The following is a 23,034-nucleotide window of genomic DNA, read 5'->3' on the forward strand; positions in this document are numbered from 1 at the left end:
CCCGGAGGACATCTCCCATGACCGACCTGGTCATTCGCGCGCTCGACACGAGCGACGCCCATCTCTTCGACTCCCTGCCCGACCCCCTCGGTGTGGGCGCCGCCCTCGCGCGGACCTCCCACCGGCCCGAGTGGCAGCGGGTGGCCGTCCGCGACGGCGTGGTCGTCGCGCGCGCCGCCTGGTGGGGCGGCCCTGACGACACCTCCCCGGTCAACGTCAACTGGTTCGACTTCGCCGAGGGCGAGGAGGCTGCGGGCGCGGAACTGCTGCGCAGCGCCCCGTACCGCGTCGAGTACCAACTGATCCTGCCCGCGGGCTGGCGTGACGACCCCGCACTGCTGGCGGCCGGTGAGGCCCGGCTGCGGGCCGCCGCGGCCGCCGGGATGCGGGTGCTGGTCGAGCGCTACCAGTACCGCTGGACCCCCGCGTGCGGGCTCCCGGGCCGGCCGGGCCGGCTGGTCTTCCGACCCGAGCCCGACGACGCCGTGATCCTCGACGTGCTGCGGCGCGTGCACTCGGCAACACTCGACGCGCACGCGCTGCTCGACATCGCCGAGGGCGGGCTCGACCGGGCAGCCCAGGCGGAGCTGGACTTCTTCCACTGGTGCCCGTCACCGCGCGAGTGGTGGCAGCTCGCGCACACCCCGGACGGCGCGTTGGTCGGTCTGCACATCCCGGCGCACAATCCGTCGGGTCCGTGCGTCGGCTTCATCGGGGTCGTGCCCGAACAGCGCGGCCGCGGCTACGCCTACGATCTGCTCGTCGAGTGCACCCATGTGCTGGCCGGGCATGGCGCCGAGTTCATCGCGGGCGCCACCGACCAGAGCAATATCCCGATGGCGAGGCAGTTCGCCAAGGCCGGGCACCCGATCACGGAGGAACGGATCAGTCTGGTCCCGACCGCCCAGAACTGATCCCACGGCGCTGAACCCGCACTGATTCGCTCGCGGGGGTGTCCACCCGTACGGGCGCCCCCGCGACGACGCCGTGACGGCCGGTCCATGACCTCAATGGCCGCAAGGACACGCCTTACCGGCCCCGGGGTTGCCAGGATGGACCCCGGGGCCGGATGCCCCCGGCCGATCAGCGACGACGAGGGGACGACCGCCAGTGTTGTTCGAGGTGTGGGCGCCACGGGCCGATGACCGGGTCGCACTGTGGCTGGCGGGTGTGGAGCACCCGATGGCGCCGGTGGCGGACCGGGCGGGCTGGTGGGAGGTGACGGCCGGGGCCACCGATGGCGACCGCTACGGCTTCGCCCTGGACGGCGGTCCCGTCCTGCCCGATCCGCGCTCGCGCCGCCAGCCGGACGGCCCAGAGGGTACGAGCGCGGTGGTCCTGCCCGACTCGTACGTCTGGCGCCACGACTGGCGGGGCCGGGGACTGCGGGGCGCGGTCCTGTACGAGCTGCACATCGGCACGTACACCGTCGAAGGCACCCTGGACGCGGCCGCCGACCACCTCGACGAACTGGCGGAGCTGGGGATCACCCATGTCGAGCTGATGCCGCTCTGCTCCTTCCCCGGGACGCACGGTTGGGGGTACGACGGGGTGTCGCTCTGGGCGGTGCACGAGCCGTACGGCGGCCCGGAGGCACTGAAGCGCTTTGTCGACACGGCACACGGTCACGGTCTGGGCGTCGTCCTGGACGTGGTCCACAACCACGTCGGACCGTCCGGGAACACCCTGCCCGCCTTCGGCCCGTACTTCACCGACACCCACCACACCCCCTGGGGCGCCGCGGTCAACCTCGACGCGCCCGGCTCGGACGAGGTACGGGCGTTCCTGCTGGGGAGCGCCTTGCGGTGGCTGCGGGAGTTCCGGCTGGACGGGCTGCGGCTCGACGCGGTGCACGCCCTCGCCGACACCCGCGCACTCACCTTCCTCGAAGAGCTGTCCGCCGCCACCGACACGCTCGCGGGCGAGCTGGGCCGGCCGCTCTTCCTCATCGCCGAGTCCGATCTCTGCGACCCCCGGACCACGACACCGAGGACCGCGGGCGGCATCGGCGTGCACGCCCAGTGGAACGACGACTTCCACCACGCGCTGCACACCGCGCTCACCGGCGAGTCCCAGGGCTACTACGCGGACTTCGCGGCGGCACCGCTGGCGGCCGTCGCCAAGACCCTGACCCGGGTCTTCTTCCACGACGGTACGTATTCGAGCTTCCGGGGCCGCAGCCACGGCCGGCCGGTGGAGGTGACGACGACCCCCGCACACCGTTTCCTCGGCTACGCCCAGACCCATGACCAGATCGGCAACCGCGCGCTCGGCGACCGGCTCTCCGCCACCCTCTCCCCCGGCCTGTTGGCCTGCGCCGCGACGCTGGTGCTGACCGGTCCGTACCCGCCGATGCTGTTCATGGGCGAGGAGTGGGGAGCCCGTACGCCCTGGCAGTTCTTCACCGACCACACCGATCCGGAGCTGGCGGCGGCCGTACGGGAGGGCCGCCGCAGGGAGTTCGCGGCGCACGGCTGGTCCGCGGCGGAACTCCCCGACCCCCAGGACCCGGCGACCCGCGACCGCTCCCGGCTGGACCGCTCCGAACGGGAGCGGGAGCCGCACGCCCGACTGCTGGCCTGGTACCGGGAGCTGATCGCGCTCCGCCGCGACCAGCCCGATCTGACCGATCCGGATGTGTCGGCGGTGAAGGTGGCGTACGACGAGGAGGCCCGGCTGCTGGTGATGCGGCGGGGCGAGGTGCGGATCGCGGTCAACCTCGGGACGGCACCCGCCGATGTGCCGGTGGGCCCGCGCGCCCGGGTCCTGGCGGCCTGGGAGCCGGTCACCGCGCCGGGCCCGGACGGGACACTGCGGCTGGCGGCGGAGTCGGGGGTGGTGCTGTCGGACGTCTGATCGTCGGCCCTGTCCGGGTGGTGCGGTCCCGACAGGATCGCCCGGACAGGGCCTAGTCTCGGCAGGTATGACGGTGATGCAGCAACGCAATCTGGGGCGGACCGGCCTGCGGGTCAGCGAACTGTGCCTGGGCACGATGAGCTTCACGGACGATGCGAGCGCCCACCGCGTCCTGGACGGGTTCACCGAGGCGGGTGGCACGTTCATCGACACGGCGGACCTGTACGACCGGGGCGAGTCGGAGGCGATCCTCGGCCGCTGGCTGCGCCGGCGGCACCGCGAGGACCTCGTCATCGCGACCAAGGTGTGGGGCCGGATGGGCACCGCGCCCAACGACGGCGGGCTGAGCCGGAAACACGTCGTGGCGGCGGTGGAGGCGAGTCTGCGGCGGCTGGGCACGGAGTACATCGACCTCTACCAGACCCATATCTGGGACCCCACCACCCCGGTCGAGGAGACGCTGTCGACGCTCGACACCCTGGTCCGGGCCGGGAAGGTCCGGTACGTGGGCGCGAGCAACGTGACGGCGTCGCAGCTCCAGCGTTCCCTGGACCTGGCGGGCCACCGGGGCTGGGAGCCGTACGTCTGCCTCCAGCCGCTCTACAACCTGCTGCGCCGGGAAGCGGAGTGGGAGCTGCTGCCGCTGTGCGCGGAGCGCGGTGTCGGTGTGATCCCGTGGAGCCCGCTGGGCGGCGGCTGGCTGACGGGCAAGTACCGGCGCGGGATGTCCACGGTCCCGGCCGGTTCGCGGGAGGCCCGCTTCCAGGAGCAGTCGGGCCGGGAGGTCTGGCGCGAGCGGGCCACCGAGGAGACCTGGCGGGTGGTGGACGCGGTCCTCGCGGTCGCGGAGGAGACCGGGCGCACCGCGGCGCAGGTGGCGTTGCGCTGGGTGCTGGACCAGGACGCCGTGACGGCGCCGATCATCGGCCCCCGCACGGTGGAGCAGTTGGTGGACAACGTCGGTGTGATCGGCTGGGAGCTGACGGCCGATCAGTCGGCGCGGCTGGAGTCGGCGAGCCGGCGCCCGGTGCCGTACCCGTACGAGATGCAGGGCCGGTTGAACGATCACGGGACGCTGTGACGGCGGGCGCGCCACGGCCACGGCGGGAACCAGCGGCCCGGTGATACCGCCCGCGCCGGACCCGGGGGCACCCCCGGGTCCGGAATCACCTGCCCGGTGCTGGGCAACCTCTGACGCCTCTCATGGGTCTCCTGAGCGAACCACAAGTGATCACCGGTGCTCCCGTGACCGCCCGGGAGCACCGGTGACACCACGAACCACAGGGGGACTCATCTTGCGCACACGCACCTTGGTCATCGCCGTCGCGGTCACTTCCGCCTGTCTGGTCACCGGGGGCATCGCGCCCGCCGCGATCGCCGCGCCCACCACCGGCCCGGAGACGGCGGCGGCCAACGCCCCCGCCCAGCAAGCCAAGGCCCCCGCCAAGAACGCGGCGGACTTCAACCGCGACGGCTACCGGGACCTCGTCATCACCGTCCCGATGTACAGCTCACCCACCGACCGGGTCTACGCGGCCGGGGCCGTCGTCGTGCTCTACGGTTCCGCCCGGGGCGTCACACCGGCCGACCGCCAGATCATCACCCAGGCGACCCCGGGCGTCCCGGGGGCATCCGAACGGTCCGATTACTTCGGTCACCAGGCCGTCGCGGAGGATTACGACGGGGACGGCTACGCCGACCTCGCCGTCTCCAAGACCGGTGAGGACATGACCATCGGCGATATGTTCCACCACAACGCCGGTCAGATCAGCATCATCTGGGGCGGCAGGAAGGGTCTGACCCAACACGGCGCCACCACCGTGCGCCAGACCGCGCCGATCGGCGCCGACGTCCGCCGGGGCGCCTCCCTCGCCGCCGGGGACTTCAACGGCGACGGCCGGGCCGATCTGGCCACCGGCGACTACAGCCAGGGGCGGGGCGGTGAGGTCCTGTACGGGCCGATCACCCGCGCCGGCAAGCCGAAGTCCGCGATCTCGCTCGGGCTGCGGGACGGTCAGACCTACGTCCACACCGCACTCGACAGCGGCGACGTCACCGGCGACGGCATCACCGATCTGGTGGTGCAGGTCTATCCGGGCCGGACCGGGCCGGTCAGCCGCATCGAGATCCACCGGGGCACCCGCAAGGGCCTGATCAGGACCGGGAACCTCAAGGACGCGCAGGGGCAGCCGCTGATCAACCGGTCGGCCACGGACGGACATGTGGCCGTCGGCGACCTCGACAAGGACGGCCACGCGGACATCGTGGTCGGCGAGGAATGGGCCCAGGGCGCGACCGGCAACTACACCGGGAAGTTCACCGTCGTCCACGGCGGGAAGAACGGCCAGGACACCGGCCGGACCCCGCAGGTGTTCACCCAGGACACCGAGGGCGTGCCGGACACCGCCGAGAAGGACGACTACTTCGGCGCCTCGGTCTCGGTCGGCGACATCAACGGCGACGGCTATGCGGACGTCGCGGCGGGCGCGCCCGTCGAGGACGTCGGCGCACTGTCCCACTCCGGTACGGTGACCACCTTCCTCGGCGGCCCCGGGGGGCTCACCGGCCGGGGCGCCAAGGTCTACGACCAGGACACCGCCGGCGTACCCGGCATCGGCCACGACGGCGACCGGTTCGGCGCAGCCCTCGGACTGACCGACCTCAACGGCGACCGGCGCGCCGACCTCGTCGTCGGCTCGCCCGGCGAGGACTCGGAGCGGGGCGCGGTCTCGGTACTGCCCGGTTCCCCGAAGGGCACCACAGGACTCGGCGCCAAGACCTTCGGACCCACCGACCTGGGGCTCCCCAACTCCATGGAGGCCGGGTTCGGCGAGTCCTTCGGCGGCTAGGTCGTGTCTGACGCATACCGGTCCGACGGCCCGTACCCCGTCAACCACCGACCTCCCGATCAGCACGCCGGCCCGGCCCGTACCCCCCGTCGGGGTCCCCCGCCATCGCGTGGGACCCCCCGGAGGCCCCTCCGCCGTTCAGGTGCCGCAGGCGCAGTCGGCCGCGACCGGGGCGGTCTCGCCCACGACGGGCGCCCCGGTGGGGCGGGCTTCGGCATCGGCGAGGGCGGGGCCGCCGCCCATCCGGTCGGCATCGGCCTTGACCACATAGACCTCCCAGGGCTCGCGGCCGGGTCCGTGGACCCAGACCTTGTCCTGGAGGGCGTAGCAGCAGGAGGTGTCCTCCTCCTCGAAGGTGGCGAGCCCGGCCTCCTTGAGGCGGTCGGCCGCGGCGGTGACCTGGTCGGTGGAGGCGACTTCGACGCCGAGGTGGTCCAGGCGGGTGTCCTGGCCCGGCTCGCCCTCGATGAGGACGAGCTTGAGCGGGGGCTCGGTGATCGCGAAGTTCGCGTACCCGGGCCGGCGCTTGGCGGGCTCCACTCCGAACAGCCGGGTGTAGAAGGTCACCGAGGCTTCGAGATCGGCGACGTTGAGGGCGAGCTGGACGCGGGACATGGCGGTCTCCCCGATCGATCTGCATTGATACCTGTCGATACAACCTTGCGCCTTGAATCGAATAACGTCAATATAGAAAGATGTCGAAAGAAGAGCTTCCGGTGATCGGACAGGACGCCACGGTGGAGGGGTGCTGCCCCGGACTGCTGTCGGCACCGCTGGACGAGGACCAGGCGGTCGTGCTGGCGAAGGTGTTCAAGGCGCTGGGTGATCCGGTGCGGCTGAGGCTGCTGTCGATGATCGCCTCCCGCGCCGGTGGAGAGGTCTGCGTCTGCGATCTCACCCCGGCCTTCGATCTGTCCCAGCCGACGATCTCGCACCATCTGAAGCTGCTGCGCGAGGCGGGGCTGATCGCTTCCGAACGGCGGGGGACCTGGGTGTACTACCGACTGCTGCCCGCGATGACCGACAGGCTGGCCGCCATCCTCACCCGCCCGGCCGGCGAACCGCTGCCCGAGACCGCCGGGGTCGGCGCGTGACCGCCCCCGCAGCGGCGGCGGGACCGGTGGCGTCGCGACTGTCGTTCCTCGACCGCTACCTCGCCCTCTGGATCCTCGTCGCGATGGCCGTCGGCCTCGGCCTCGGACGGCTCGTCCCGGGTCTGGGCGACGCGTTGGCCGAGGTCACGGTCGACGGGGTGTCGCTGCCGATCGCGCTCGGCCTGCTGGTGATGATGTACCCGGTCCTCGCCAAAGTCCGCTACGACCGGCTGGAGACCGTCACCCGCGACCGCCCCCTGCTGGTCTCGTCGCTGGTGCTGAACTGGATCGTCGGCCCGGCCCTGATGTTCGCACTGGCCTGGATCTTCCTGCCGGACCTGCCCGAGTACCGGACCGGTCTGATCATCGTCGGGCTCGCCCGCTGTATCGCCATGGTCATCATCTGGAACGATCTCGCCCGCGGCGACCGCGAGGCCGCCGCCGTCCTGGTCGCCCTGAACTCCGTCTTCCAGGTGCTCGCCTTCGGTCTGCTCGGCTGGTTCTACCTCGACCTGCTGCCCGGCTGGCTCGGCCTGACCACCACCGGCCTGGACGCCTCCGTCTGGGACGTCGCCCGCGCGGTCCTCATCTTCCTCGGCATCCCGCTCGCCGCGGGGTTCCTCACCCGCCGCATCGGTGAGCGGACCCGGGGGCGCGACTGGTACGAGACCAGGCTCATCCCCCGCATCGGCCCCTTCGCCCTCTACGGACTGCTGTTCACCATCGTGGTCCTCTTCGCCCTCCAGGGCGAAGCCATCACCTCCCAGCCCCTCGACGTCGCCCGGATCGCCCTGCCGCTGCTGGTGTACTTCGCCCTCATGTGGATCGGGTCCATGGCCCTGGGCAGGGCCGTCGGACTCGACTACCCGCGGGCGACGACGCTGGCGTTCACCGCCGCCGGCAACAACTTCGAACTCGCCATCGCGGTCGCCATCGCCACCTTCGGCGCCACCAGCGGCCAGGCACTCGCCGGGGTCGTCGGCCCGCTGATCGAGGTCCCGGTCCTCATCGGACTCGTCCATGTCGCCCTCCGAACCCGCCGCTACTTCCCCCGGACCACCACGGCGGCCGGACCGGCCGTCTCCCCGGAAGGCCCCGCCCGTGTCTGAGCCCAAGCCCTCGGTGCTGTTCGTCTGCGTCCACAACGCCGGGCGCTCCCAGATGGCCGCCGCCTTCCTCACCCACTTCGCGGGTGACCGCGTCGAAGTCCGCTCGGCCGGGTCGGCCCCCGCCGACGCGGTGAACCCGGCCGTGGTCGCGGCGATGGCCGAAGTCGGTGTCGACATCTCCGCCGAGACCCCGAAGGTCCTCACTGTGGAAGCGGTGCGGATGTCCGATGTCGTGATCACCATGGGGTGCGGCGACACCTGCCCCGTCTTCCCGGGCAAGACCTACCTCGACTGGCGGCTCACCGACCCGGCCGGCCGGGGGATCGACGCCGTACGACCGATCCGGGACGAGATCGCACGGCGCGTCCGGACGCTGATCGACGAGATCGCGTAACGGGCGGGGGCCGGGGCGGCCGGAGTCCGGGACGGGCGGAGGCCGGAGTGGTCCCCGGGACTACTCCACCACCGCCATTTCCCGGTCGGTGTTGTTGAAGCGCCGGCCGCCGTCCGGCGTCACCGTCACGATGTCCTCGATCCGCACCCCGAACCGCCCCGGCAGATAGATCCCCGGCTCCACCGAGAAGCACATCCCCGGCACCATCGGTTGCTCCTCGCCCTCGATCATGTACGGCGGCTCGTGCGTGGTGACCCCGATGCCGTGCCCCGTACGGTGGATGAAGAGGTCGCCGTACCCCGCCTCCTCGATGATCTCGCGGGCGGCCCGGTCCACCTCCTGACAGGCCACTCCCGGGCGCACCGCGTCGAAACCGGCCTGCTGCGCCTCGCGGACGACGTCGTGGATGTGCTGCTCGGCGGGGGACGGCTCGCCGACGTGGACCGTACGGCTGGTGTCGGAGCCGTAGCCGTCGCGGAGGCCGCCGAAGTCAAGGACGACCATGTCACCCCGCTCGATCGTCCGGTCGCCCGCCTCATGGTGCGGATTGGCGCCGTTCGGGCCGGAGCCGACGACCGTGAAGTCCACCTGGGAGTGGCCGAACCGGCGCAGCAGGGCGGCGAGATCGTCCGCGATCTCCGTCTCCGCGCGGCCGGCGAACGGGACCTTCAGGATCTCCCCGTACGTCGCGTCGGCGGCCTCGCCCGCCGCCGCCAGCCGGGCCAGCTCGGGTTCGTCCTTGACCGCCCGCAGCATCGGCAGCGCCCCGGTCAGCGAGATGTAGGACGCAGTCGGCAGGGCCCGCTGGACGCCGAGGAGATGGAGCGCCCAGGCGTTGTCGCTGACGGCGAACCGGCCGGACGGCTCCAGCAGCCGGGCCGTGAGCGCGTAGGGGTCCGTGCCGTCGGTCCAGTCGAGCAGGGTCGTGGCGGGGGCGCCCACCGCGCGCTCGGCGTCGGGCGCCTCCAGCTTCGGGACCACCAGCACCGGGTCGGCGCCGGGGACGAGGACGAGGAGGGTGAGCCGTTCGGTGGCGGCCGGGGGGCGGTAGCCGGTGAGGTGGGCGAGGTCCGGGCCGGGGGCGATCAGCACCCCCGCGAGGCCCGCGTCGGCGGCGGCACCCGCCGCGCGGTCCATCCGGGCGCGGTAGTCGTCGGTGGTGAAGGGCGCGAGGGTGGCAGGCATAGGCCCATCGTGCCCGCCGCCCCCGGCCCCCGCGAGCCCGGCCGTGGCCGGGCGCGGGCGGCGGGGGGCGGCGACCGGTACCCAGGGCCGCAGCGGACTCAGGGGGCTCAGGGGCCTCAGCGGACTCGCGGACTCAGGGGTGCGGGCGCTCAGGGGGTGCCCCGGCCGTCGGGGCGGAGCCTCAGCCCTCGCCCTCCGCCACCAGCCGTTCCAGTAGTTCCTGGAACTCCTCGCCCACGGTGATCCGCAGCCCGTCCCCGTCCTCGTCCCGGTCGCTGAGCTGCGTCAGTGTCCCGTCACGCCACCAGTAGACGTACGGACTGATCGCCCCCGGGGTGTCGGCGTACCCGGCGGCCGCGAACGACGCCATGGCGTTGAGCGTGGGGATCACCGTGGTGTCACGGATGACGTGGTAGGCCAGTTGGTGCCGGAAGGGCAGCGCCACCAGTACGCCGTTGGCCGTCAGCGCCTCCCCGGTGACCTCCCGTACGACGCTCTCCAGCGCGAGCACCCGGCTGGCGGTGTAGAAGGAGTCACCGAGGACCACTTCGAAGCGCATTCCGGCGTCGCCCTTGACCGTCTCATGGCCCTCCAGCGGCAGCCCGCGCAGGTTGTAGAGCGCCTGTTCGCGCAGGTACGGCAGGTCACCGAGGGGTTCGAGGGCGTCGTCGGTCAGCATCATGACGCTCTCGGGGAGGTCGAGCGCGATGATCTCGTACAGTCCGGGCGCCAGTCGGCGCGCATAGCCGAAGCTCTCCGGGTCGAAGCCCTCGGAGCCGAGGACACGGGGGTAGATCTGGGATCTGATCTGGTCCGTCGGGAGCGTTTCGAGGGCGGAGGGCGCGTCCATGGTCCGCAGCACCATGCCGACATGGCGGCGGACCAGTTCGGGCCAGGAGCGGGGGCCCCGGTCGTCGTTGTGCAGCACCGCCGCGAGGTTGGCGAGGCCGAACTGCCGGCCCGCGCTGTCGGAGACGACATCCGCGTAGACCGACACCTCCAGGCCCTGTTCGGCGAACGCCTCCCGCACCTGGGCACGGAAAAGCGCCCCCTCGTCGGCGGAGAAATAGTCGAACTCGGGGTCCCGGGGTGCGTCGCGTCCGTCGCGCTTCGGCCCTCGCCGCCGGAACAACCCCACGTCATCCGCCTTTCGTTCGACGGCTGTGTGCCGCGCTGTGAGCGTACCCACCCGGCTCGGCGGGCCCGGCGAAGGGCCGGTTCAGGCCATCGGCACGACACGGTCGGCCCGGTCCCTGCCCCGGGCGACGAGCCGTGCGTTGACGTCGTCCGACTCCCGCACCCAGCGTTCGGCGCGCTCCCTCCCCTTCCCGTACCGGACATGCCGGTCGACCAGCCGGCGCGTCCGGACCCCGGCGTCCAGCTCCAGGAACCAGACCTCGTCGAGCAGCGGTCGCACGGCAGCCCACGGTCCTTCGTCATGGAGGAGGTAGTTCCCCTCGGTGATGACGAGGGGGATGTCCGGCGGTACGGGGACGCTGCCCGCGATCGCCTCCTCCAGGGCGCGGTCGAACGCGGGCGCGTAGACGGTGACGCCGGGGGCGGGAGCGCGCAGCCGGGCGAGGAGCGCCGCGTAGCCGGCCGCGTCGAAGGTGTCGGGGGCGCCCTTGCGGTGGGCCCGGCCGAGCCGGTCGAGTTCGGTACGGGCGAGGTGGAAGCCGTCCATGGGGACGAGGACGGCCCGCCCGTCGAGGGCGTCGACCAGCCGTTCGGCGAGCGTGGACTTACCGGCGCCGGGGGCGCCCGTGATGCCGAGGAGGCGGCGGCCGGGGGCGGCGAGTTCGAGGGCTCGGGCCGTCAGTTCGGCGGGGAGTGCGCGCATGAAGGCATTGTCCCATCGATGGTCATACGTATAACGTGCTTCCTATGCCCTCCATCGCCCTGGTCACCCTGGTCGTTCGCGCGTACGACGAGGCCATCGCCTTCTACACCGGAGCCCTCGGCTTCGACCTCGTCGAGGACACCGACCGGGGCGACGGCTCCCGCTGGGTCGTGGTCCGCCCGCCACGCGGCGAGGGCACCGGACTGCTGCTCGCCCGCGCCAAGGACGAGACCCAGGGGGCGAGCGTGGGGGCGCAGACGGGCGGGCGCGTCGGCTTCTTCCTGCACACCGACGACTTCGCTGGCGACCACGCCCGGATGACGGCGGCGGGCGTCCACTTCCTGGAGGAGCCCCGCCATGAGCCCTACGGCTCGGTGGCGGTCTTCGAAGACCTCTACGGCAACCGCTGGGACCTCCTCCAGCCCGCCCACTCCAGCCCGTCCGGGCGCACCAAATCCAGCCCGTCCGGCGTTTGAGGACGGACCCTCCGCCCGGAGAACCCGACACAGCCGAGACGCCTCCGCCCAGGAACCCCGAGAACCGGGGGGCGCCAGCCCCCCTCAGCTCTCGTCGGGCGTCAGCCGCAGCGAAACACTGTTGATGCAGTACCGCTGATCCGTAGGGGTCGGATACCCCTCCCCCTCGAACACATGACCGAGGTGCGACCCACAGCGCGCACACCGGACCTCCGTACGGACCATGCCGTGCGACCGGTCCTGGATCAGCTCGACCGCGTCCGTGTCCTTGGGGTCGTAGAACGACGGCCACCCGCAGTGCGACTCGAACTTGGTGTCGGAGCGGAACAGCTCCGATCCGCACGCCCGACAGGAGTACACCCCCGCCGTCTTGGTGTCCGTGTACTCACCGGTGAACGCGGGCTCGGTGCCCGCCTTCCGCAGGACCTGGTACTCGGCCGGGTTCAGCTCCGCGCGCCACTCGTCGTCCGGCTTCTCGATGTCATACGCCATGAAAACCGCTTCCTCAGCTCGACAGACGCGCCAGGATCGCCGGACCGAGGTCCGTGACGTCACCGGCGCCCATGGTGAGAACGAGATCGCCCGGCCGCGCCATTCCCGCGATGACATCGGGGACGGTCGCCGGATCGCTGACGGCGGTGATCTCCGCACCCGCCGCGCGCCCGGCCGCGCCGATCAGTTCGCTGGTGACGCCGGGGATCGGGTCCTCGCGCGCCGGATAGATGTCCAGCAGCACCGAGGCGTCGGCGAGCGCGAGCGCCTGACCCATCTCGGTGCCCAGTTCCTGGGTGCGGGAGAAGAGGTGCGGCTGGAAGACCACGAGCAGCCGGGCGTCGGCCGCCGCACCCCGCATCGCCTCCAGGTCGGCGGTCATCTCGGTCGGGTGGTGCGCGTAGGAGTCGATGACCTGCACGCCCGCCGCCTCGCCCTTGAGCTGGAGACGGCGCTTGACCCCGGTGTACGTGCCGATCGCGGAGGCCAGGTTGTGCGCCGGGATGCCGAGCGCGACGCCGGCGGCGAGCGCGGAGACGGCGTTGTGCGCGTAGTGGCGGCCGGGGACGGAGACGGTGAAGGTCAGGAAGCGGCCGTCGAGGACCACCGTGACCTCGCTGGTCAGCCCGCGCGGGGTGACCTTGTGGATCCGGACATCCGCGTCCGCGGACTCACCGTAGGTGACGATCCGCAGGTCGGAGCGGTCCCGCAGCCGTGCGGTCAGCTCGACGGCGCCCGGCTGGTCAGCGGCGATCACCAGCGTCCCACCGGGGACGATCTTGCCGGCGAAGATCTCGAAGGACTCGTAGATCTCGTCCATCGACGCGTAGTTCGCGTGGTGGTCCAGCTCCACATTGAGGACGATCGCGACCTCGGGGTCGTACTTCTGGAAGCTCCGGTCGCTTTCATCCGCCTCGGCGACGAAGATCTCGCCGTCACCGTGGCGGGCGTTGGTGCCCGGCCCCTCCAGATCGCCGCCGATGGCGTACGAGGGGTCCAGACCGAGCCCGCCGAGCGCCACGGCCAGCATGGACGTGGTGGTGGTCTTGCCGTGGGTGCCCGCCACCGCGATGGAGCGGAGGCCGGTCATCACGGAGGCCAGCGCGTCGGAGCGGTGGACCACCGGGATGGACAGCTCGGCGGCCCGCGCCAACTCGGGGTTGTCGGCGCGGATGGCGCTGGAGACGACGACACAGCTCGCGTCGTCGGCGAGATGGCCGGCCTCGTGCCCGATGTGGACCGTGGCGCCCAGGGCGCGCAGCGCCTCGGCGGTCGGTGACTCCTTGGCGTCGCTGCCCGCGACCTTGGCGCCGCGCTGGGCGAGGATCTTCGCGATGCCGGACATCCCGGCGCCGCCGATGCCGATGAAGTGCGGGCGTTCCAGGGCGCTGGGGATGGCCGGTGCCATGCGTATGTCTCCCGAGGATGAGCGTCTGTACCGGCCCTCGCTGCGCGGGCCGGAGGTGTGTCCAGCCTATTCGCTGTGTGCGAAGAGCTTGAGCACCGGGACGCCGACCAGGTGACGGGCGCGGGAGGCCCAGTCCCGGTGGAAGAACTCCTCGACGTAGTGGGGCGCGGTCAGCACGATCACCTCGTCGGCGCCCTTCTCCTCCACGACGGTCTTGAGCCGGTCGAGGGGGTGGTTCTCGATCACCTGCCCCTGCGCGGCGCAGCCCGCCGCGCGCAGGGCGGCCAGCGAGAGCGCCAGTCCGCGTTCGGCGGGCCCCTTCGCCTCACCGCCCTCCGGTTCCTCGCCCTCGTGGGCGGCCTCCTTGAGCTCTCCGAGCGCCACATCGTCGATGGCGCGCAACAGCAGGTCGGCCTGGTCCCCCCGGGGCTGCATCAGGACGACGAAGGAGACGTCCTCGTCCCCGTGCAGGGTGGTGACGAAGTCCACGTCCTCGGACGTCAGCGGCTTCTCGATCATCAGTACGCTTGTGAACACGTCAGGAGCCCTTCTGCGGAAACCATCCTTCCCCGTGGCCCCACGGGGTCTGCGAGAGTAAGTGTGCCCAGCCGCAGCAAACCGGAACGGTAAATTCCGCAGATTGTCAGATGCGACGGTAGCGGGCGAAAAGGAACCCCGCCTCCTCCAGCAGGGAGGCCAGGGCGAACCGCTCCGGAACGGCCGGACCGGGGCCGCCGGCGATCCGCTGGGCATCCCCGGCGGTCAGGGCCGGCGAGACGGTCAGACAGAGCTCGTCCAGCGTCCCGGAGGCCACGAACTGGCCCAGCAGCCTCGGCCCGCCCTCGGTGAGCAACCGCTTCAGACCGCGTTCGCCCAGCGCCCGGACGGCCCGTACGGGATCGACACCGGGCCCGTCGCCGGCGATCACCACCTCGGCACCCGCCTTCTCCGCCGCGCGGATCCGGTCCGGGGGCGCGGCGGCCCCCGTCAGTACCAGGGTCGGCGTCAGCGGCTCGGTGAAGAGCGGCAGCGAGAAGTCCAGCGCGAGCGAGGCGCTGACCACCGCGATGGCCGGGGCGGGGGGCTGGCCGGCGGCGGCCCGCCGTGCGGCGAAGACCTCCCGGGCGCGGGCGGGGCGGTACCCCTCCAGGCGTACCGTTTCCGCACCGACGACGACCGCGTCCGCGAGCGCCCGCAGCGTGCCGAAGATCCGCATGTCCGTGTCGGAGGAGAGCGGCTGCGAACGGCCGTCGTGCTGGGCGGCGCCGTCCAGCGAGGAGACCATATTGGCCCGCAGCCAGGCCCCGCCGCCGCCACCGGAACCACCCGAACCGCCTGAGCCGCCCGAACCGCCTGAGCCATCAGAGCCGTCGGCACCTGAGTCGTTTGAGGGGTAGGCATATGCCTCGGCCAGCTCGTCCAGGGACCATTCACGGTCCTCGACGGCTGTCTGATCGGTCACAGGGAGCAGGCGTCGCATGTGATCCAGTCTGGCACGCCCCTTACAGTGGGGAACTGTGTCGACCCGTGCCACCAGCGCCATATCCGAAGTGACCCCGCTGTCACTCGCTGCCCGCGAACCGTTTGTCCGCGCCGACCGGCTGGTCGCCGAGATGGTGCCGCCACCGCGCTTCGACTCCGTCCGCTTCGACACCTACGTCCCGGCCCCGGACCAGCCGAGCCAGCGCGAGGCCGTCACCGTCCTCGCCTCGTTCGCGGCGGGCCTCGGCGGAGCGCACGCGAGCGGCGCCGGCCGGCGCCGCTGGTTCGCCAAGAAGCCCCCGGCCCCCACCGCCCCGCGCGGTGTCTACCTCGACGGCGGCTACGGCGTCGGCAAGACCCATCTGCTCGCCTCCCTCTGGCACGCCACCCCGGCCGAGCCCTCGCTCAAGGCGTTCGGCACCTTCGTGGAGCTGACGAACCTCGTCGGCGCGCTCGGCTTCCAGGAGACCGTACGGACGCTCAGCGGCCACCGGCTCCTCTGCATCGACGAGTTCGAGCTCGACGACCCGGGTGACACCGTGCTCGTGTCCTCCCTGCTCGGCAAGTTGGTGGCGGCGGGCGTGGCACTGGCGGCCACCTCCAACACCCTGCCCGGGAAACTGGGCGAGGGCCGGTTCGCCGCAGCCGACTTCCTCCGCGAGATCCAGGGCCTGTCCGCACACTTCCGGCCGCTGCGGATCGACGGCGAGGACTACCGCCACCGGGGGCTGCCCGAGGCCCCGGCCCCGTACTCCGAAGAGGTGGTCACCAAGGCCGCGTACGCCACCGACGGCGCCTCCCTGGACGACTTCCCCGGGCTGCTGGAGCATCTCTCCAAGGTGCACCCCAGCCGGTACGGCGCCCTCACCGACGGCGTGCGCGCGGTCTGTCTGACCGATGTCGGGCCGGTGCCCGATCAGTCCACCGCGCTGCGTCTGGTGGTGCTCGCCGACCGGCTGTACGACCGCGAGGTGCCGGTCCTCGCCTCCGGTCTCCCCTTCGACCGGCTGTTCGGCGACGAGATGCTGAACGGCGGCTATCGGAAGAAGTATTTCCGGGCCATCTCACGGCTGACGGCACTGGCCCGTGACGCGAAGGGGCTGGCGGACCAGTAGGTTCGGGGGCGTAACCCACTTTTACGTCTGAAGGGATTCACCATGGCCACCACACGCACGGCGCACACGGTCTGGGAAGGCGAACTGCTCAAGGGGTCGGGCACGGTCACCTTCGACTCCTCCGGCATCGGTTCGCAGCCGGTCTCCTGGCCGTCCCGCGCCGAGCAGGCCAATGGCAAGACCAGCCCGGAGGAGCTGATCGCAGCGGCTCACTCCAGCTGCTTCTCGATGGCCCTCTCGCACGGCCTGACCGGCGCCGGTACCCCGCCCACCCGGCTGGAGACCAAGGCCGATGTGACGTTCCAGCCCGGTGAGGGCATCACCGGTATCCACCTCACCGTGCGCGGCGAGGTGCCCGGTGTGGACGCCGCCGCCTTCGGCGAGGCCGCCGAGAACGCCAAGAAGAACTGCCCGGTGAGCCAGGCGCTCACGGGCACGACGATCACGCTCACCGCCGAACTGGCCTGATGCGCGTGGCCGCGCCCCGGTGAGCCTCCGGTTCACCGGGGCGCGGCCCGTCCGAGGTGCCGTGGCCCGCACTGTTCACTCGCCGTCAGGCGCGTGATACACACGTGCGGGTCACATCTCTGTCCCCCAACAGGGAGTTGCCTCATGTCAGCGACACGACGTCAGATCCTGACCGGCACCGGTGCGTTAAGCGCCGGGATCGCGTTCACCGGAGCGTTCCCCGAACTCTTCGCGGGTACCGCCGTCGCCCGTGGCCACCGCGGCTACGGGCCGCTCGTCCCCGATCCGGCCGGTCTGCTGGACCTGCCGAAGGGCTTCCGCTACACCGTCCTCTCCCGGGAGGGCCAGGAGATGAGCTCCGGTGAGGGCAGGGTCCCCGGGCGGCCCGACGGTATGGGCGCCCTCCCCGGCCGGCGCGGGCGCGTCCATCTCGTACGCAACCACGAGAACAGCCACACCTCCGCGCTCGGCGTCCCGACCGTCCCCGGTCTCACCTACGACCCGATGGCCAGAGGCGGCTGTACGGCGCTGGAGCTGGACGGGCGCGGCAATGTGCTCTCCGAGCGGGTCGCCGTCGCCGGTACCGCCGTCAACTGCGCGGGCGGGCCGACCCCCTGGGGCACCTGGCTGACCTGCGAGGAGAACGAGTCGAAGGCCGGGACCAACGGCTACACCAAGGACCACGGCTTCGTCTTCGAGGTGGACGGCGCCGATCCGCACCGCACCGGCGCGGTGCCGCTGACGGCGATGGGCCGCTTCCAGCACGAGGCCGTCGCCCTCGATCCGCGCAGCGGGATCGTGTACGAGACGGAGGACGCCTTCCAGCCGCCGTTCGGGCTCTTCTACCGCTTCCTGCCGGAACGGCCACTGGGCGGCTCGGGCTCGCTGCGCGCCGGCGGAGAGCTGGAGGCGATGCGGGTGCCGGGCGTGCCGGACCTGTCGGCGATCGACGAGCCGGGCGCGGTCTTCGACCGGATCGAATGGGTGCCCGTACCGGACAGTCAGGCCCGCGAGACCCCGATCCGGGTCCAGGACTTCGGCCCGAGGGGCATCACCCACGCCCAGAAACTGGAGGGCTGTTACTGGGGCGGGCGGGCGGCGTACTTCGTCTCCAGCTTCGCGCGCAGCGCCCAGGGGTCGGCGGGGGACCACTACGGGCAGGTGTGGAAGTACGAGCCGGATCACCGTCGTCTCACACTGGTGATCGTCTTCGGTCCGAGCACGGACATCCAACTGCCCGGCGAGTCCCCGGACAACATCTGCCTCGCGCCCAGCGGCGGGCTGATGGTGTGCGAGGACGGGGACGGCGCACAGCATGTGTACGGGCTGACGCGGCACGGCGAGCTGTACACGGTGGCCCGGAACCGGCAGAACACGGGGACGCCGGAGGCGCCGCGGTGGGGTGAGTTCGCGGGGGTGGCGTTCTCGCCGGACGAGGAGACGATGTACGTCAACGTCTATCGGCCGGGGACGACCTTCGCGATCACGGGGCCGTGGTGCTGAGTCCTCCCTGAGGCTCGGCCGCGCTGGGGTGGGGCCGGCGCGCGGCCGGCCCCGGGTTCCGGGTCCGTGATGCGCGCGGCCGGCCCGGTCGGTGGGCGCGGCCGGGACGCTGCGGCCCGTCCCGTTCGTACGGTACGAGGAGTGGTTCGTACGGTACGGGGACGGGCCGGCAGGTCCTGGCCCGGGGCTCACCCGCGCGGACAGCCCGATTCCGTGGGCGCCGCGCCCACGGCGTCCCGCGCGGCCGCTTCCGGCCCCCGCTCTTCGGTGGGTGAGGCGAGACCGGTGAGTAGAGCGGGTCCGGTGGGTGAGGCGGGTCCGGTGAGGGGAGCGGGCCCGGTGGGTGAGGCGAGACCGGTGAGTCGGTGGTAGCCCCGGCCCGCGTAGAGCAGCGCCCCCGCCCGATCGTCGGCCGGCGCCACCCGGGCCCGGCTGACGGTGGCGATGATCAGCGAGTGGTCGGCGACCTCGACACGCTCCGTCGTACGGCAGGTCAGAACGGCGAGGCCGCCCTCCAGTTCCGGTCCCCCGCCGTCGGGGGACGGCCGGCGGCGCACTCCGTCGAACTCGTGCTCACCGATCTCCCGCCGCCTGGTGAACCGGTCGGCGAGTTCCCGCTGCTCTCCGGCGAGGATGTTCACGGTGAAGCCGGGTGTCCGTTCGAGGATGCCGTGGGTGCGGCTGCCGCGCTTCAGCGAGATCAGCAGCGTCGGTGGGTCGAGGGATATCGAGAGCAGGGAGTTGACCGTCATGCCGTGCGGCCCGTCGGGGCCCTCGGTGGTGACGACGGCGACACCGGTCGCCCAGCGCCGCATGGCGTCGCGGAACTCGGCGGCGGCCGGGCCGCCGGTGCCCGCGCCGGTCAGCGGGGTCACCACGAGGGTGCCAACGGCGCGGGGGCGGCCAGGGCCGGGAAGTGCGGTACGACCTCTTCACCGAGCTGGGCCACCACTTCGGCGGCGGGCCTGCGGCCGTGCTGGACACCGAGGGCGCCGTGGTTGACGCCAGCCTCCTTCCAGCGGCCCAGGAGTTCGAGCAGCCCCTCGGTGCCGGTCCGCAGGACGAACCCGCCGCGCAGCGGGGTCGGTGGGTGCTTGGGGTCCTCCACCAGGTCGATCCACTCATTGGTGGCGACCGGGCGGAACTCCCCCGCCGGCAGCAGATCCCGCCAGGCGGCGATCTTGCGGCCGAGGGCTCGCGGCCCCTCGGCGGTCGCGGTGGCCATCGGGTAGATCAGCCAGCCGTCGGCCTTCTTCGCGATCCAGCTCGGCGACTGCTGGGACGAGCCGGTGACCAGCAGGGGGACACCTCCGCTCACCGGCTTGGGCAGCAGGTCGGCGCCGTGGGCCAGCTCCCTGGGCACATCGGTGCCGAGGAGTTCGCGGAAGGCGTCGAACGTCTCCCGGTAGCGGATTCCGCGTGTCTCGTAGTCGACGCCATACGCGGGGAACTCGGCCGGCCGGTCACCGGAGGCGGCGCCGAGCACCAGCCGGCCGCCGCTGAGGTGATCCACCGAAGCGGCCTGCTTGGCGAGGTCGATGGGGTGTCGGAGGGTGAAGACGACGCTGCCGGTCGCGAGTGCGATCCGGGAGGTGTGCGCCGCGAGCCAGGTGAGCGCCGACCAGGGGTCGTACACCTGCCCGACATCGCCGAAGGAGGGATCGGCGAGCGGGACGTCCCGGACCCAGGCCGCCGCGAAGCCCGAGCGGTCGGCCTGCTGGACGACCTCGGTGTGACCGCGCATCCCGGTCATTTCGCCGGCGTACGGCCACAGGGGCAGGAACAGGCCCACGGTCAGCTCTCCGGGCGCGAACATCCGCCCGTACCCGGGGTGGCTCGCCCACGGAGCCACCGGTGCTGCTGTTGTCATCGCTACCCTCATCACTGGTTGGAACGTTCAGTCCAGACTATAACCATGACTGGACCGAACGTTCCAACCAGTAGGATGGGCGCATGGAAGCCAGGGAAGCGACACCACCGCCGAACCGCCGGTCCGAGGCCGACACCCGCCACCGGATCATCGAGGCCACCGCCGGACTGCTCCAGCGCCAGGGGTACGAGAGCACCTCGGTCAAGCTCATCGCCGGCGCCGCGAAGGCGTCGCCCAGCTCCGTCTACCACTTCTTCCCCGGGGGCAAGCAGGAGCTGGCCATCGAGGCGATGCGGCACGGCGCGGCGGAGTTCAGCGACCTGCTGGCCGAAGGGCTCGCCTCGTCCCCCGACCCCGCCGAGGCCACGGCCGCCTGCGCCCTGCTGCTCGCCGACAGCCTCAGGGAGTCGGACTGGAGCGACGGCTGCCCCATCGCGGTCACCGCGCTGGAGACCATCGGCCGGGTGCCCGGGCTCCAGGAGGCCGCCACCACGGCGCTCGTGCACTGGCAGGGTCTCGTCACGGTCAAGCTCGAAGACAGCGGCATCGACCCGTCGGCGGCCCGGTCCCTCGCCGGGACGGTCATCAGCCTGCTGGAGGGGGCCGAGCTGTTGAGCCGGGTGACGGGCGACGACACACCGCTACGGGACGCCGCCGTGCATCTCGGCCGGCTCGTCGGAGCGACACCCCGGAGCTGAAGCCGCGCGACGGAACGGCCGCCAGGGGATCACCCCTGACGGCCGTTCCGTCGCGCGGCCGCCCGTCCGTCGGACCAGGCGCCGTGCGCTTCTTCGCGTATTCGATTGTGCGACTGTCCGACCGCTGGGTGCTGGCCGCTGGGCCGCCACCACGGCCGCTGGGCATTGCACCCATTCGGTTACTCGGCGACCACCTCGACCGCGATGTTGCCGCGCGTCGCCTTGGAGTACGGGCAGGTGGCGTGCGCCTTCTTCAGGAGGGCGTCGCCCGCCTCACCCTGGAGGTGGTCGGGCAGCTCCACCCGCAGGACCACGGCGAGGCCGAAGCCACCGTCCTCCTCCTTGCCGATGGAGACCTCGGCGGTCACCGAAACGTCCTTGACGTCGATCTTCTCCTGCCGGCCGACGGCACCCAGCGCACTGGCGAAGCAGGCGGCATAACCGGCGGCGAAGAGCTGCTCGGGGTTGGTGCCCCGACCGTCACCACCGAGGGCCGCGGGGAAGGCCAGCGGCAGATCGACCTGACCGTCGGAGCTGACGGCCCGGCCCTCACGGCCATTGGCGGTGGCGACGGCGGTGTAGATCGCGTCCATGAGACGTACCCCTCTTCATGATGCTGCGCGGTGATTCTTCGGTCTTTGCTCCGGGGTGAGCCCCTCGGCGGATTCAGTCAAGCACGCAATTCAGTTGTGCACAACTAAATGATGCGCGGGTACGATGAACCCATGGAAGAGCAGCCCATGCCGACCGAGGCGCCGACCGAGCGGTACCTCCGCCTGGACCAGCAGATCTGCTTCTCGCTGCACGCCGCGTCCCGGGCGTTCAACGGCGTCTATCGGACCGCACTGAAGGATCTGGGACTGACCTATCCGCAGTATCTGGTGATGCTGGTGCTCTGGGAGCACGGCGAACTGCCGGTCAAGCGGATCGGCGACCATCTGCGCCTGGACTCGGGCACCCTGTCACCGCTGCTCAAGCGACTGGAGTCGGCGGGGTACGTGGAGCGCCGACGCAGCCTGGAGGACGAGCGCTCGGTGACCGCCCGACCCACCGAGGAGGGCGCGGCGCTGCGGATGCGGGCGCTGGAGGTCCCGAAGCGGATCACGGCGGCGACGGGCCTGCCGCTGGAGCGCATCCGGGCGCTGCGGGACGAGCTGAACGCACTGACCGAGGTGCTGGACTCAGCGGACCAGCGGGCACTCGCCGGATCTTGAGCCCGTAGGACTCACCGCGGGCAGGGCCCCGGCCTGAGGCATCACCACATCGCGTCGACATCCCGATCCCGACACGGAAAATATGTCCATTATTTAGTGGAATGATCGTATATTTTCCTTTGGTGATCATTGCCATGAGAAGACTGCTGGCCGTCGCCGTCCTGGGCGCCGTCGCCATCGGCTGCGGCGCCGAGCGGGGGCCCGTCACCCATCACTCCCCCGGTCCGGCTGGCCCTTCCTTCGCTGGTCCTGCGCCCGGGAAGCCCCACGCCCTGGCCCCGGTCGTCAACCGCGCCGCAGCCGGGCCCGAAGCGGCGGCCAAGACCGTCGCCCTCACCTTCGACGCGGATATGACCGCCGATCAGGGCCCCCGCGCGCACAGTGGCGAGCGATTCGACAACCCGGGGCTCATCGCCTCCCTGCGGCGGCTGAAGGTCCCCTCAACGATCTTCATGACCGGCCGCTGGGCCGAGGAGTACCCGGACCAGGCGAAGGCCATCGGCAACGACCCGCTCTTCGAGATCGCCAACCACTCCTACAGCCACTACGCCTTCACCTCCCCCTGCTACGGCCTCCCGGTGGTCGCCCCGAACGCGATGCGCGCCGATGTGGAACGGGCCTTCGCCGCGTTCCGTACGGCGGGCGTGCGCCGCGTGGTGCCGTACTTCCGCTTCCCCGGCGGCTGCTACGACACCGCCGCGCTGCGCGCCATCGCTCCGACCGGGGTGACGGCGATCCAGTGGGACGTCGTCAGCGGGGACGCCTTCGCGACGGACGCGGAGGCCGTCGCCGAACAGGTCCTCGCGGGAGTGCGACCGGGCTCGCTGGTGGTGCTGCACTGCACCACCAGCGCGGCGCCGGTCACCGAGCGGGCGATCCAGCGGATCGTGCCCGAGCTGCGCCGGCGCGGCTACCGGATGGTGACGGTCTCCGAGCTGATGACGCGTGCCCCTTCGGCTCGCTCGCCAAGGGGGTGACTGG

25 protein-coding genes are annotated in these 23,034 nt (G+C 71.8%); 14 read left to right on the plus strand and 11 right to left on the minus strand.

Features of this window, described 5'->3' with window-relative positions:
• The first annotated feature begins 17 nt into the window (after positions 1-17).
• The 4 genes from ACH4S7_RS21975 (at position 18) to ACH4S7_RS21990 (ending at position 5,705) form a co-directional block, all read left to right on the plus strand.
• A complete protein-coding gene (locus tag ACH4S7_RS21975) occupies positions 18-914 on the plus strand; it encodes a GNAT family N-acetyltransferase (protein ID WP_398522916.1) in 897 nt (298 codons plus the stop codon).
• Positions 915-1,110: 196 nt separating this feature from the next.
• Positions 1,111-2,856, plus strand: coding sequence for a malto-oligosyltrehalose trehalohydrolase (gene treZ, locus ACH4S7_RS21980; RefSeq protein WP_398522917.1), 1,746 nt, complete (start codon positions 1,111-1,113; stop codon positions 2,854-2,856).
• A 76-nt stretch (positions 2,857-2,932) separates the two neighbouring features.
• A complete protein-coding gene (locus tag ACH4S7_RS21985) occupies positions 2,933-3,937 on the plus strand; it encodes an aldo/keto reductase (protein ID WP_398522918.1) in 1,005 nt (334 codons plus the stop codon).
• A 214-nt stretch (positions 3,938-4,151) separates the two neighbouring features.
• Entirely contained in the window at positions 4,152-5,705 is a 1,554-nt protein-coding gene (locus ACH4S7_RS21990; RefSeq protein WP_398522919.1) for an FG-GAP-like repeat-containing protein, read from the plus strand.
• 138 nt (positions 5,706-5,843) lie between these two features.
• On the opposite strand, the gene ACH4S7_RS21995 is transcribed toward ACH4S7_RS21990, so the two are convergent.
• On the minus strand, positions 5,844-6,320 hold the full coding sequence (locus tag ACH4S7_RS21995) for an ArsI/CadI family heavy metal resistance metalloenzyme (protein WP_398522920.1): 477 nt from the start codon (positions 6,318-6,320) through the stop codon (positions 5,844-5,846).
• Positions 6,321-6,400: 80 nt separating this feature from the next.
• Here ACH4S7_RS21995 and ACH4S7_RS22000 point away from each other — a divergent pair, with 80 nt between their 5' ends.
• Genes ACH4S7_RS22000 through ACH4S7_RS22010 form a run of 3 tightly spaced genes read left to right on the plus strand, consistent with a single transcriptional unit; the run spans position 6,401 to position 8,302 of the window.
• Positions 6,401-6,799: an ArsR/SmtB family transcription factor gene (locus ACH4S7_RS22000; protein ID WP_398522921.1), complete on the plus strand. Its 399-nt coding sequence runs from the start codon at positions 6,401-6,403 to the stop codon at positions 6,797-6,799.
• Positions 6,796-7,908, plus strand: coding sequence for an ACR3 family arsenite efflux transporter (arsB, locus tag ACH4S7_RS22005; protein WP_398522922.1), 1,113 nt, complete (start codon positions 6,796-6,798; stop codon positions 7,906-7,908). Before ACH4S7_RS22000 ends, arsB begins: the two co-directional genes overlap by 4 nt.
• Entirely contained in the window at positions 7,901-8,302 is a 402-nt protein-coding gene (locus tag ACH4S7_RS22010; protein WP_398522923.1) for an arsenate reductase ArsC, read from the plus strand. The genes arsB and ACH4S7_RS22010 overlap by 8 nt, the downstream gene beginning before the upstream one ends.
• A 60-nt stretch (positions 8,303-8,362) precedes the next feature.
• Here ACH4S7_RS22010 and ACH4S7_RS22015 read toward each other — a convergent pair whose 3' ends face one another.
• The 3 genes from ACH4S7_RS22015 to ACH4S7_RS22025 all read right to left on the minus strand — a co-directional run bounded on the left by ACH4S7_RS22015 (position 8,363) and on the right by ACH4S7_RS22025 (position 11,327).
• Positions 8,363-9,487, minus strand: coding sequence for an aminopeptidase P family protein (locus ACH4S7_RS22015; RefSeq protein WP_398522924.1), 1,125 nt, complete (start codon positions 9,485-9,487; stop codon positions 8,363-8,365).
• Between the two features lie 181 nt (positions 9,488-9,668).
• Entirely contained in the window at positions 9,669-10,625 is a 957-nt protein-coding gene (locus ACH4S7_RS22020) for a hypothetical protein (RefSeq protein ID WP_398522925.1), read from the minus strand.
• A gap of 81 nt (positions 10,626-10,706) precedes the next feature.
• Positions 10,707-11,327: a nucleoside/nucleotide kinase family protein gene (locus ACH4S7_RS22025; RefSeq protein ID WP_398522926.1), complete on the minus strand. Its 621-nt coding sequence runs from the start codon at positions 11,325-11,327 to the stop codon at positions 10,707-10,709.
• Positions 11,328-11,371: 44 nt separating this feature from the next.
• Here ACH4S7_RS22025 and ACH4S7_RS22030 point away from each other — a divergent pair, with 44 nt between their 5' ends.
• Positions 11,372-11,803 carry a VOC family protein gene (locus tag ACH4S7_RS22030; protein ID WP_398522927.1) on the plus strand — a complete coding sequence of 144 codons (432 nt, stop codon included), beginning with the start codon at positions 11,372-11,374 and terminating at the stop codon, positions 11,801-11,803.
• 84 nt (positions 11,804-11,887) lie between these two features.
• Here ACH4S7_RS22030 and msrB read toward each other — a convergent pair whose 3' ends face one another.
• From msrB to ACH4S7_RS22050, 4 genes are all read right to left on the minus strand, one after another.
• A complete protein-coding gene (gene msrB / locus ACH4S7_RS22035; RefSeq protein ID WP_398522928.1) occupies positions 11,888-12,295 on the minus strand; it encodes a peptide-methionine (R)-S-oxide reductase MsrB in 408 nt (135 codons plus the stop codon).
• 13 nt (positions 12,296-12,308) lie between these two features.
• Entirely contained in the window at positions 12,309-13,703 is a 1,395-nt protein-coding gene (murC, locus tag ACH4S7_RS22040) for a UDP-N-acetylmuramate--L-alanine ligase (protein ID WP_398522929.1), read from the minus strand.
• A gap of 66 nt (positions 13,704-13,769) precedes the next feature.
• Positions 13,770-14,222: an indole-3-glycerol phosphate synthase gene (locus tag ACH4S7_RS22045; protein WP_398523180.1), complete on the minus strand. Its 453-nt coding sequence runs from the start codon at positions 14,220-14,222 to the stop codon at positions 13,770-13,772.
• 124 nt (positions 14,223-14,346) lie between these two features.
• Complete coding sequence (locus ACH4S7_RS22050; protein ID WP_398522930.1) at positions 14,347-15,183, minus strand: pyrimidine reductase family protein; 837 nt, start codon at positions 15,181-15,183, stop codon at positions 14,347-14,349.
• 37 nt (positions 15,184-15,220) lie between these two features.
• Between ACH4S7_RS22050 and zapE the strand changes: the two genes are divergently transcribed.
• The 3 genes from zapE to ACH4S7_RS22065 all read left to right on the plus strand — a co-directional run bounded on the left by zapE (position 15,221) and on the right by ACH4S7_RS22065 (position 18,271).
• Complete coding sequence (gene zapE, locus ACH4S7_RS22055; protein ID WP_398522931.1) at positions 15,221-16,300, plus strand: cell division protein ZapE; 1,080 nt, start codon at positions 15,221-15,223, stop codon at positions 16,298-16,300.
• Positions 16,301-16,342: 42 nt separating this feature from the next.
• Entirely contained in the window at positions 16,343-16,768 is a 426-nt protein-coding gene (locus ACH4S7_RS22060; RefSeq protein ID WP_398522932.1) for an OsmC family protein, read from the plus strand.
• Positions 16,769-16,912: 144 nt separating this feature from the next.
• The gene (locus ACH4S7_RS22065) at positions 16,913-18,271 is read left to right on the plus strand and encodes an alkaline phosphatase PhoX (protein WP_398522933.1); all 1,359 of its coding nucleotides are present in this window, start codon (positions 16,913-16,915) and stop codon (positions 18,269-18,271) included.
• Between the two features lie 188 nt (positions 18,272-18,459).
• On the opposite strand, the gene ACH4S7_RS22070 is transcribed toward ACH4S7_RS22065, so the two are convergent.
• Both ACH4S7_RS22070 and ACH4S7_RS22075 read right to left on the minus strand, forming a co-directional pair.
• A complete protein-coding gene (locus ACH4S7_RS22070) occupies positions 18,460-19,146 on the minus strand; it encodes a flavin reductase family protein (RefSeq protein WP_398522934.1) in 687 nt (228 codons plus the stop codon).
• Positions 19,143-20,141, minus strand: coding sequence for an LLM class oxidoreductase (locus ACH4S7_RS22075; RefSeq protein WP_398522935.1), 999 nt, complete (start codon positions 20,139-20,141; stop codon positions 19,143-19,145). Before ACH4S7_RS22075 ends, ACH4S7_RS22070 begins: the two co-directional genes overlap by 4 nt.
• Positions 20,142-20,224: 83 nt before the next feature.
• On the opposite strand from ACH4S7_RS22075, the gene ACH4S7_RS22080 reads away from it, so the two are divergent.
• Positions 20,225-20,839: a TetR/AcrR family transcriptional regulator gene (locus tag ACH4S7_RS22080; RefSeq protein WP_398522936.1), complete on the plus strand. Its 615-nt coding sequence runs from the start codon at positions 20,225-20,227 to the stop codon at positions 20,837-20,839.
• 179 nt (positions 20,840-21,018) lie between these two features.
• On the opposite strand, the gene ACH4S7_RS22085 is transcribed toward ACH4S7_RS22080, so the two are convergent.
• Positions 21,019-21,432 (minus strand): organic hydroperoxide resistance protein, encoded by a 414-nt coding sequence (locus ACH4S7_RS22085; protein WP_398522937.1) that lies wholly within the window; start codon positions 21,430-21,432, stop codon positions 21,019-21,021.
• A gap of 132 nt (positions 21,433-21,564) precedes the next feature.
• On the opposite strand from ACH4S7_RS22085, the gene ACH4S7_RS22090 reads away from it, so the two are divergent.
• Both ACH4S7_RS22090 and ACH4S7_RS22095 read left to right on the plus strand, forming a co-directional pair.
• Positions 21,565-22,053, plus strand: coding sequence for a MarR family winged helix-turn-helix transcriptional regulator (locus tag ACH4S7_RS22090; RefSeq protein WP_398522938.1), 489 nt, complete (start codon positions 21,565-21,567; stop codon positions 22,051-22,053).
• Between the two features lie 134 nt (positions 22,054-22,187).
• Positions 22,188-23,030, plus strand: coding sequence for a polysaccharide deacetylase family protein (locus ACH4S7_RS22095; protein ID WP_398522939.1), 843 nt, complete (start codon positions 22,188-22,190; stop codon positions 23,028-23,030).
• Positions 23,031-23,034: the final 4 nt, after the last annotated feature.

The organism is Streptomyces sp. NPDC020965, assembly GCF_044333555.1.
Taxonomy (GTDB): domain Bacteria; phylum Actinomycetota; class Actinomycetes; order Streptomycetales; family Streptomycetaceae; genus Streptomyces.

Excerpts from the sequence above, each read along its gene's own strand:
- ACH4S7_RS21975 (WP_398522916.1), top strand. The coding sequence starts at position 18 with ATGACCGACCTGGTCATTCGCGCGCTCGACACGAGCGACGCCCATCTC.
- ACH4S7_RS21985 (WP_398522918.1), top strand. The coding sequence starts at position 2,933 with ATGCAGCAACGCAATCTGGGGCGGACCGGCCTGCGGGTCAGCGAACTG.
- ACH4S7_RS21995 (WP_398522920.1), bottom strand. The coding sequence starts at position 6,320 with ATGTCCCGCGTCCAGCTCGCCCTCAACGTCGCCGATCTCGAAGCCTCG.
- ACH4S7_RS22000 (WP_398522921.1), top strand. The coding sequence starts at position 6,401 with ATGTCGAAAGAAGAGCTTCCGGTGATCGGACAGGACGCCACGGTGGAG.
- ACH4S7_RS22015 (WP_398522924.1), bottom strand. The coding sequence starts at position 9,487 with ATGCCTGCCACCCTCGCGCCCTTCACCACCGACGACTACCGCGCCCGG.
- ACH4S7_RS22025 (WP_398522926.1), bottom strand. The coding sequence starts at position 11,327 with ATGCGCGCACTCCCCGCCGAACTGACGGCCCGAGCCCTCGAACTCGCC.
- ACH4S7_RS22030 (WP_398522927.1), top strand. The coding sequence starts at position 11,372 with ATGCCCTCCATCGCCCTGGTCACCCTGGTCGTTCGCGCGTACGACGAG.
- msrB (WP_398522928.1), bottom strand. The coding sequence starts at position 12,295 with ATGGCGTATGACATCGAGAAGCCGGACGACGAGTGGCGCGCGGAGCTG.
- murC (WP_398522929.1), bottom strand. The coding sequence starts at position 13,703 with ATGGCACCGGCCATCCCCAGCGCCCTGGAACGCCCGCACTTCATCGGC.
- ACH4S7_RS22045 (WP_398523180.1), bottom strand. The coding sequence starts at position 14,222 with ATGATCGAGAAGCCGCTGACGTCCGAGGACGTGGACTTCGTCACCACC.
- ACH4S7_RS22050 (WP_398522930.1), bottom strand. The coding sequence starts at position 15,183 with ATGCGACGCCTGCTCCCTGTGACCGATCAGACAGCCGTCGAGGACCGT.
- ACH4S7_RS22060 (WP_398522932.1), top strand. The coding sequence starts at position 16,343 with ATGGCCACCACACGCACGGCGCACACGGTCTGGGAAGGCGAACTGCTC.
- ACH4S7_RS22065 (WP_398522933.1), top strand. The coding sequence starts at position 16,913 with ATGTCAGCGACACGACGTCAGATCCTGACCGGCACCGGTGCGTTAAGC.
- ACH4S7_RS22075 (WP_398522935.1), bottom strand. The coding sequence starts at position 20,141 with ATGACAACAGCAGCACCGGTGGCTCCGTGGGCGAGCCACCCCGGGTAC.
- ACH4S7_RS22080 (WP_398522936.1), top strand. The coding sequence starts at position 20,225 with ATGGAAGCCAGGGAAGCGACACCACCGCCGAACCGCCGGTCCGAGGCC.
- ACH4S7_RS22085 (WP_398522937.1), bottom strand. The coding sequence starts at position 21,432 with ATGGACGCGATCTACACCGCCGTCGCCACCGCCAATGGCCGTGAGGGC.
- ACH4S7_RS22090 (WP_398522938.1), top strand. The coding sequence starts at position 21,565 with ATGGAAGAGCAGCCCATGCCGACCGAGGCGCCGACCGAGCGGTACCTC.
- ACH4S7_RS22095 (WP_398522939.1), top strand. The coding sequence starts at position 22,188 with ATGAGAAGACTGCTGGCCGTCGCCGTCCTGGGCGCCGTCGCCATCGGC.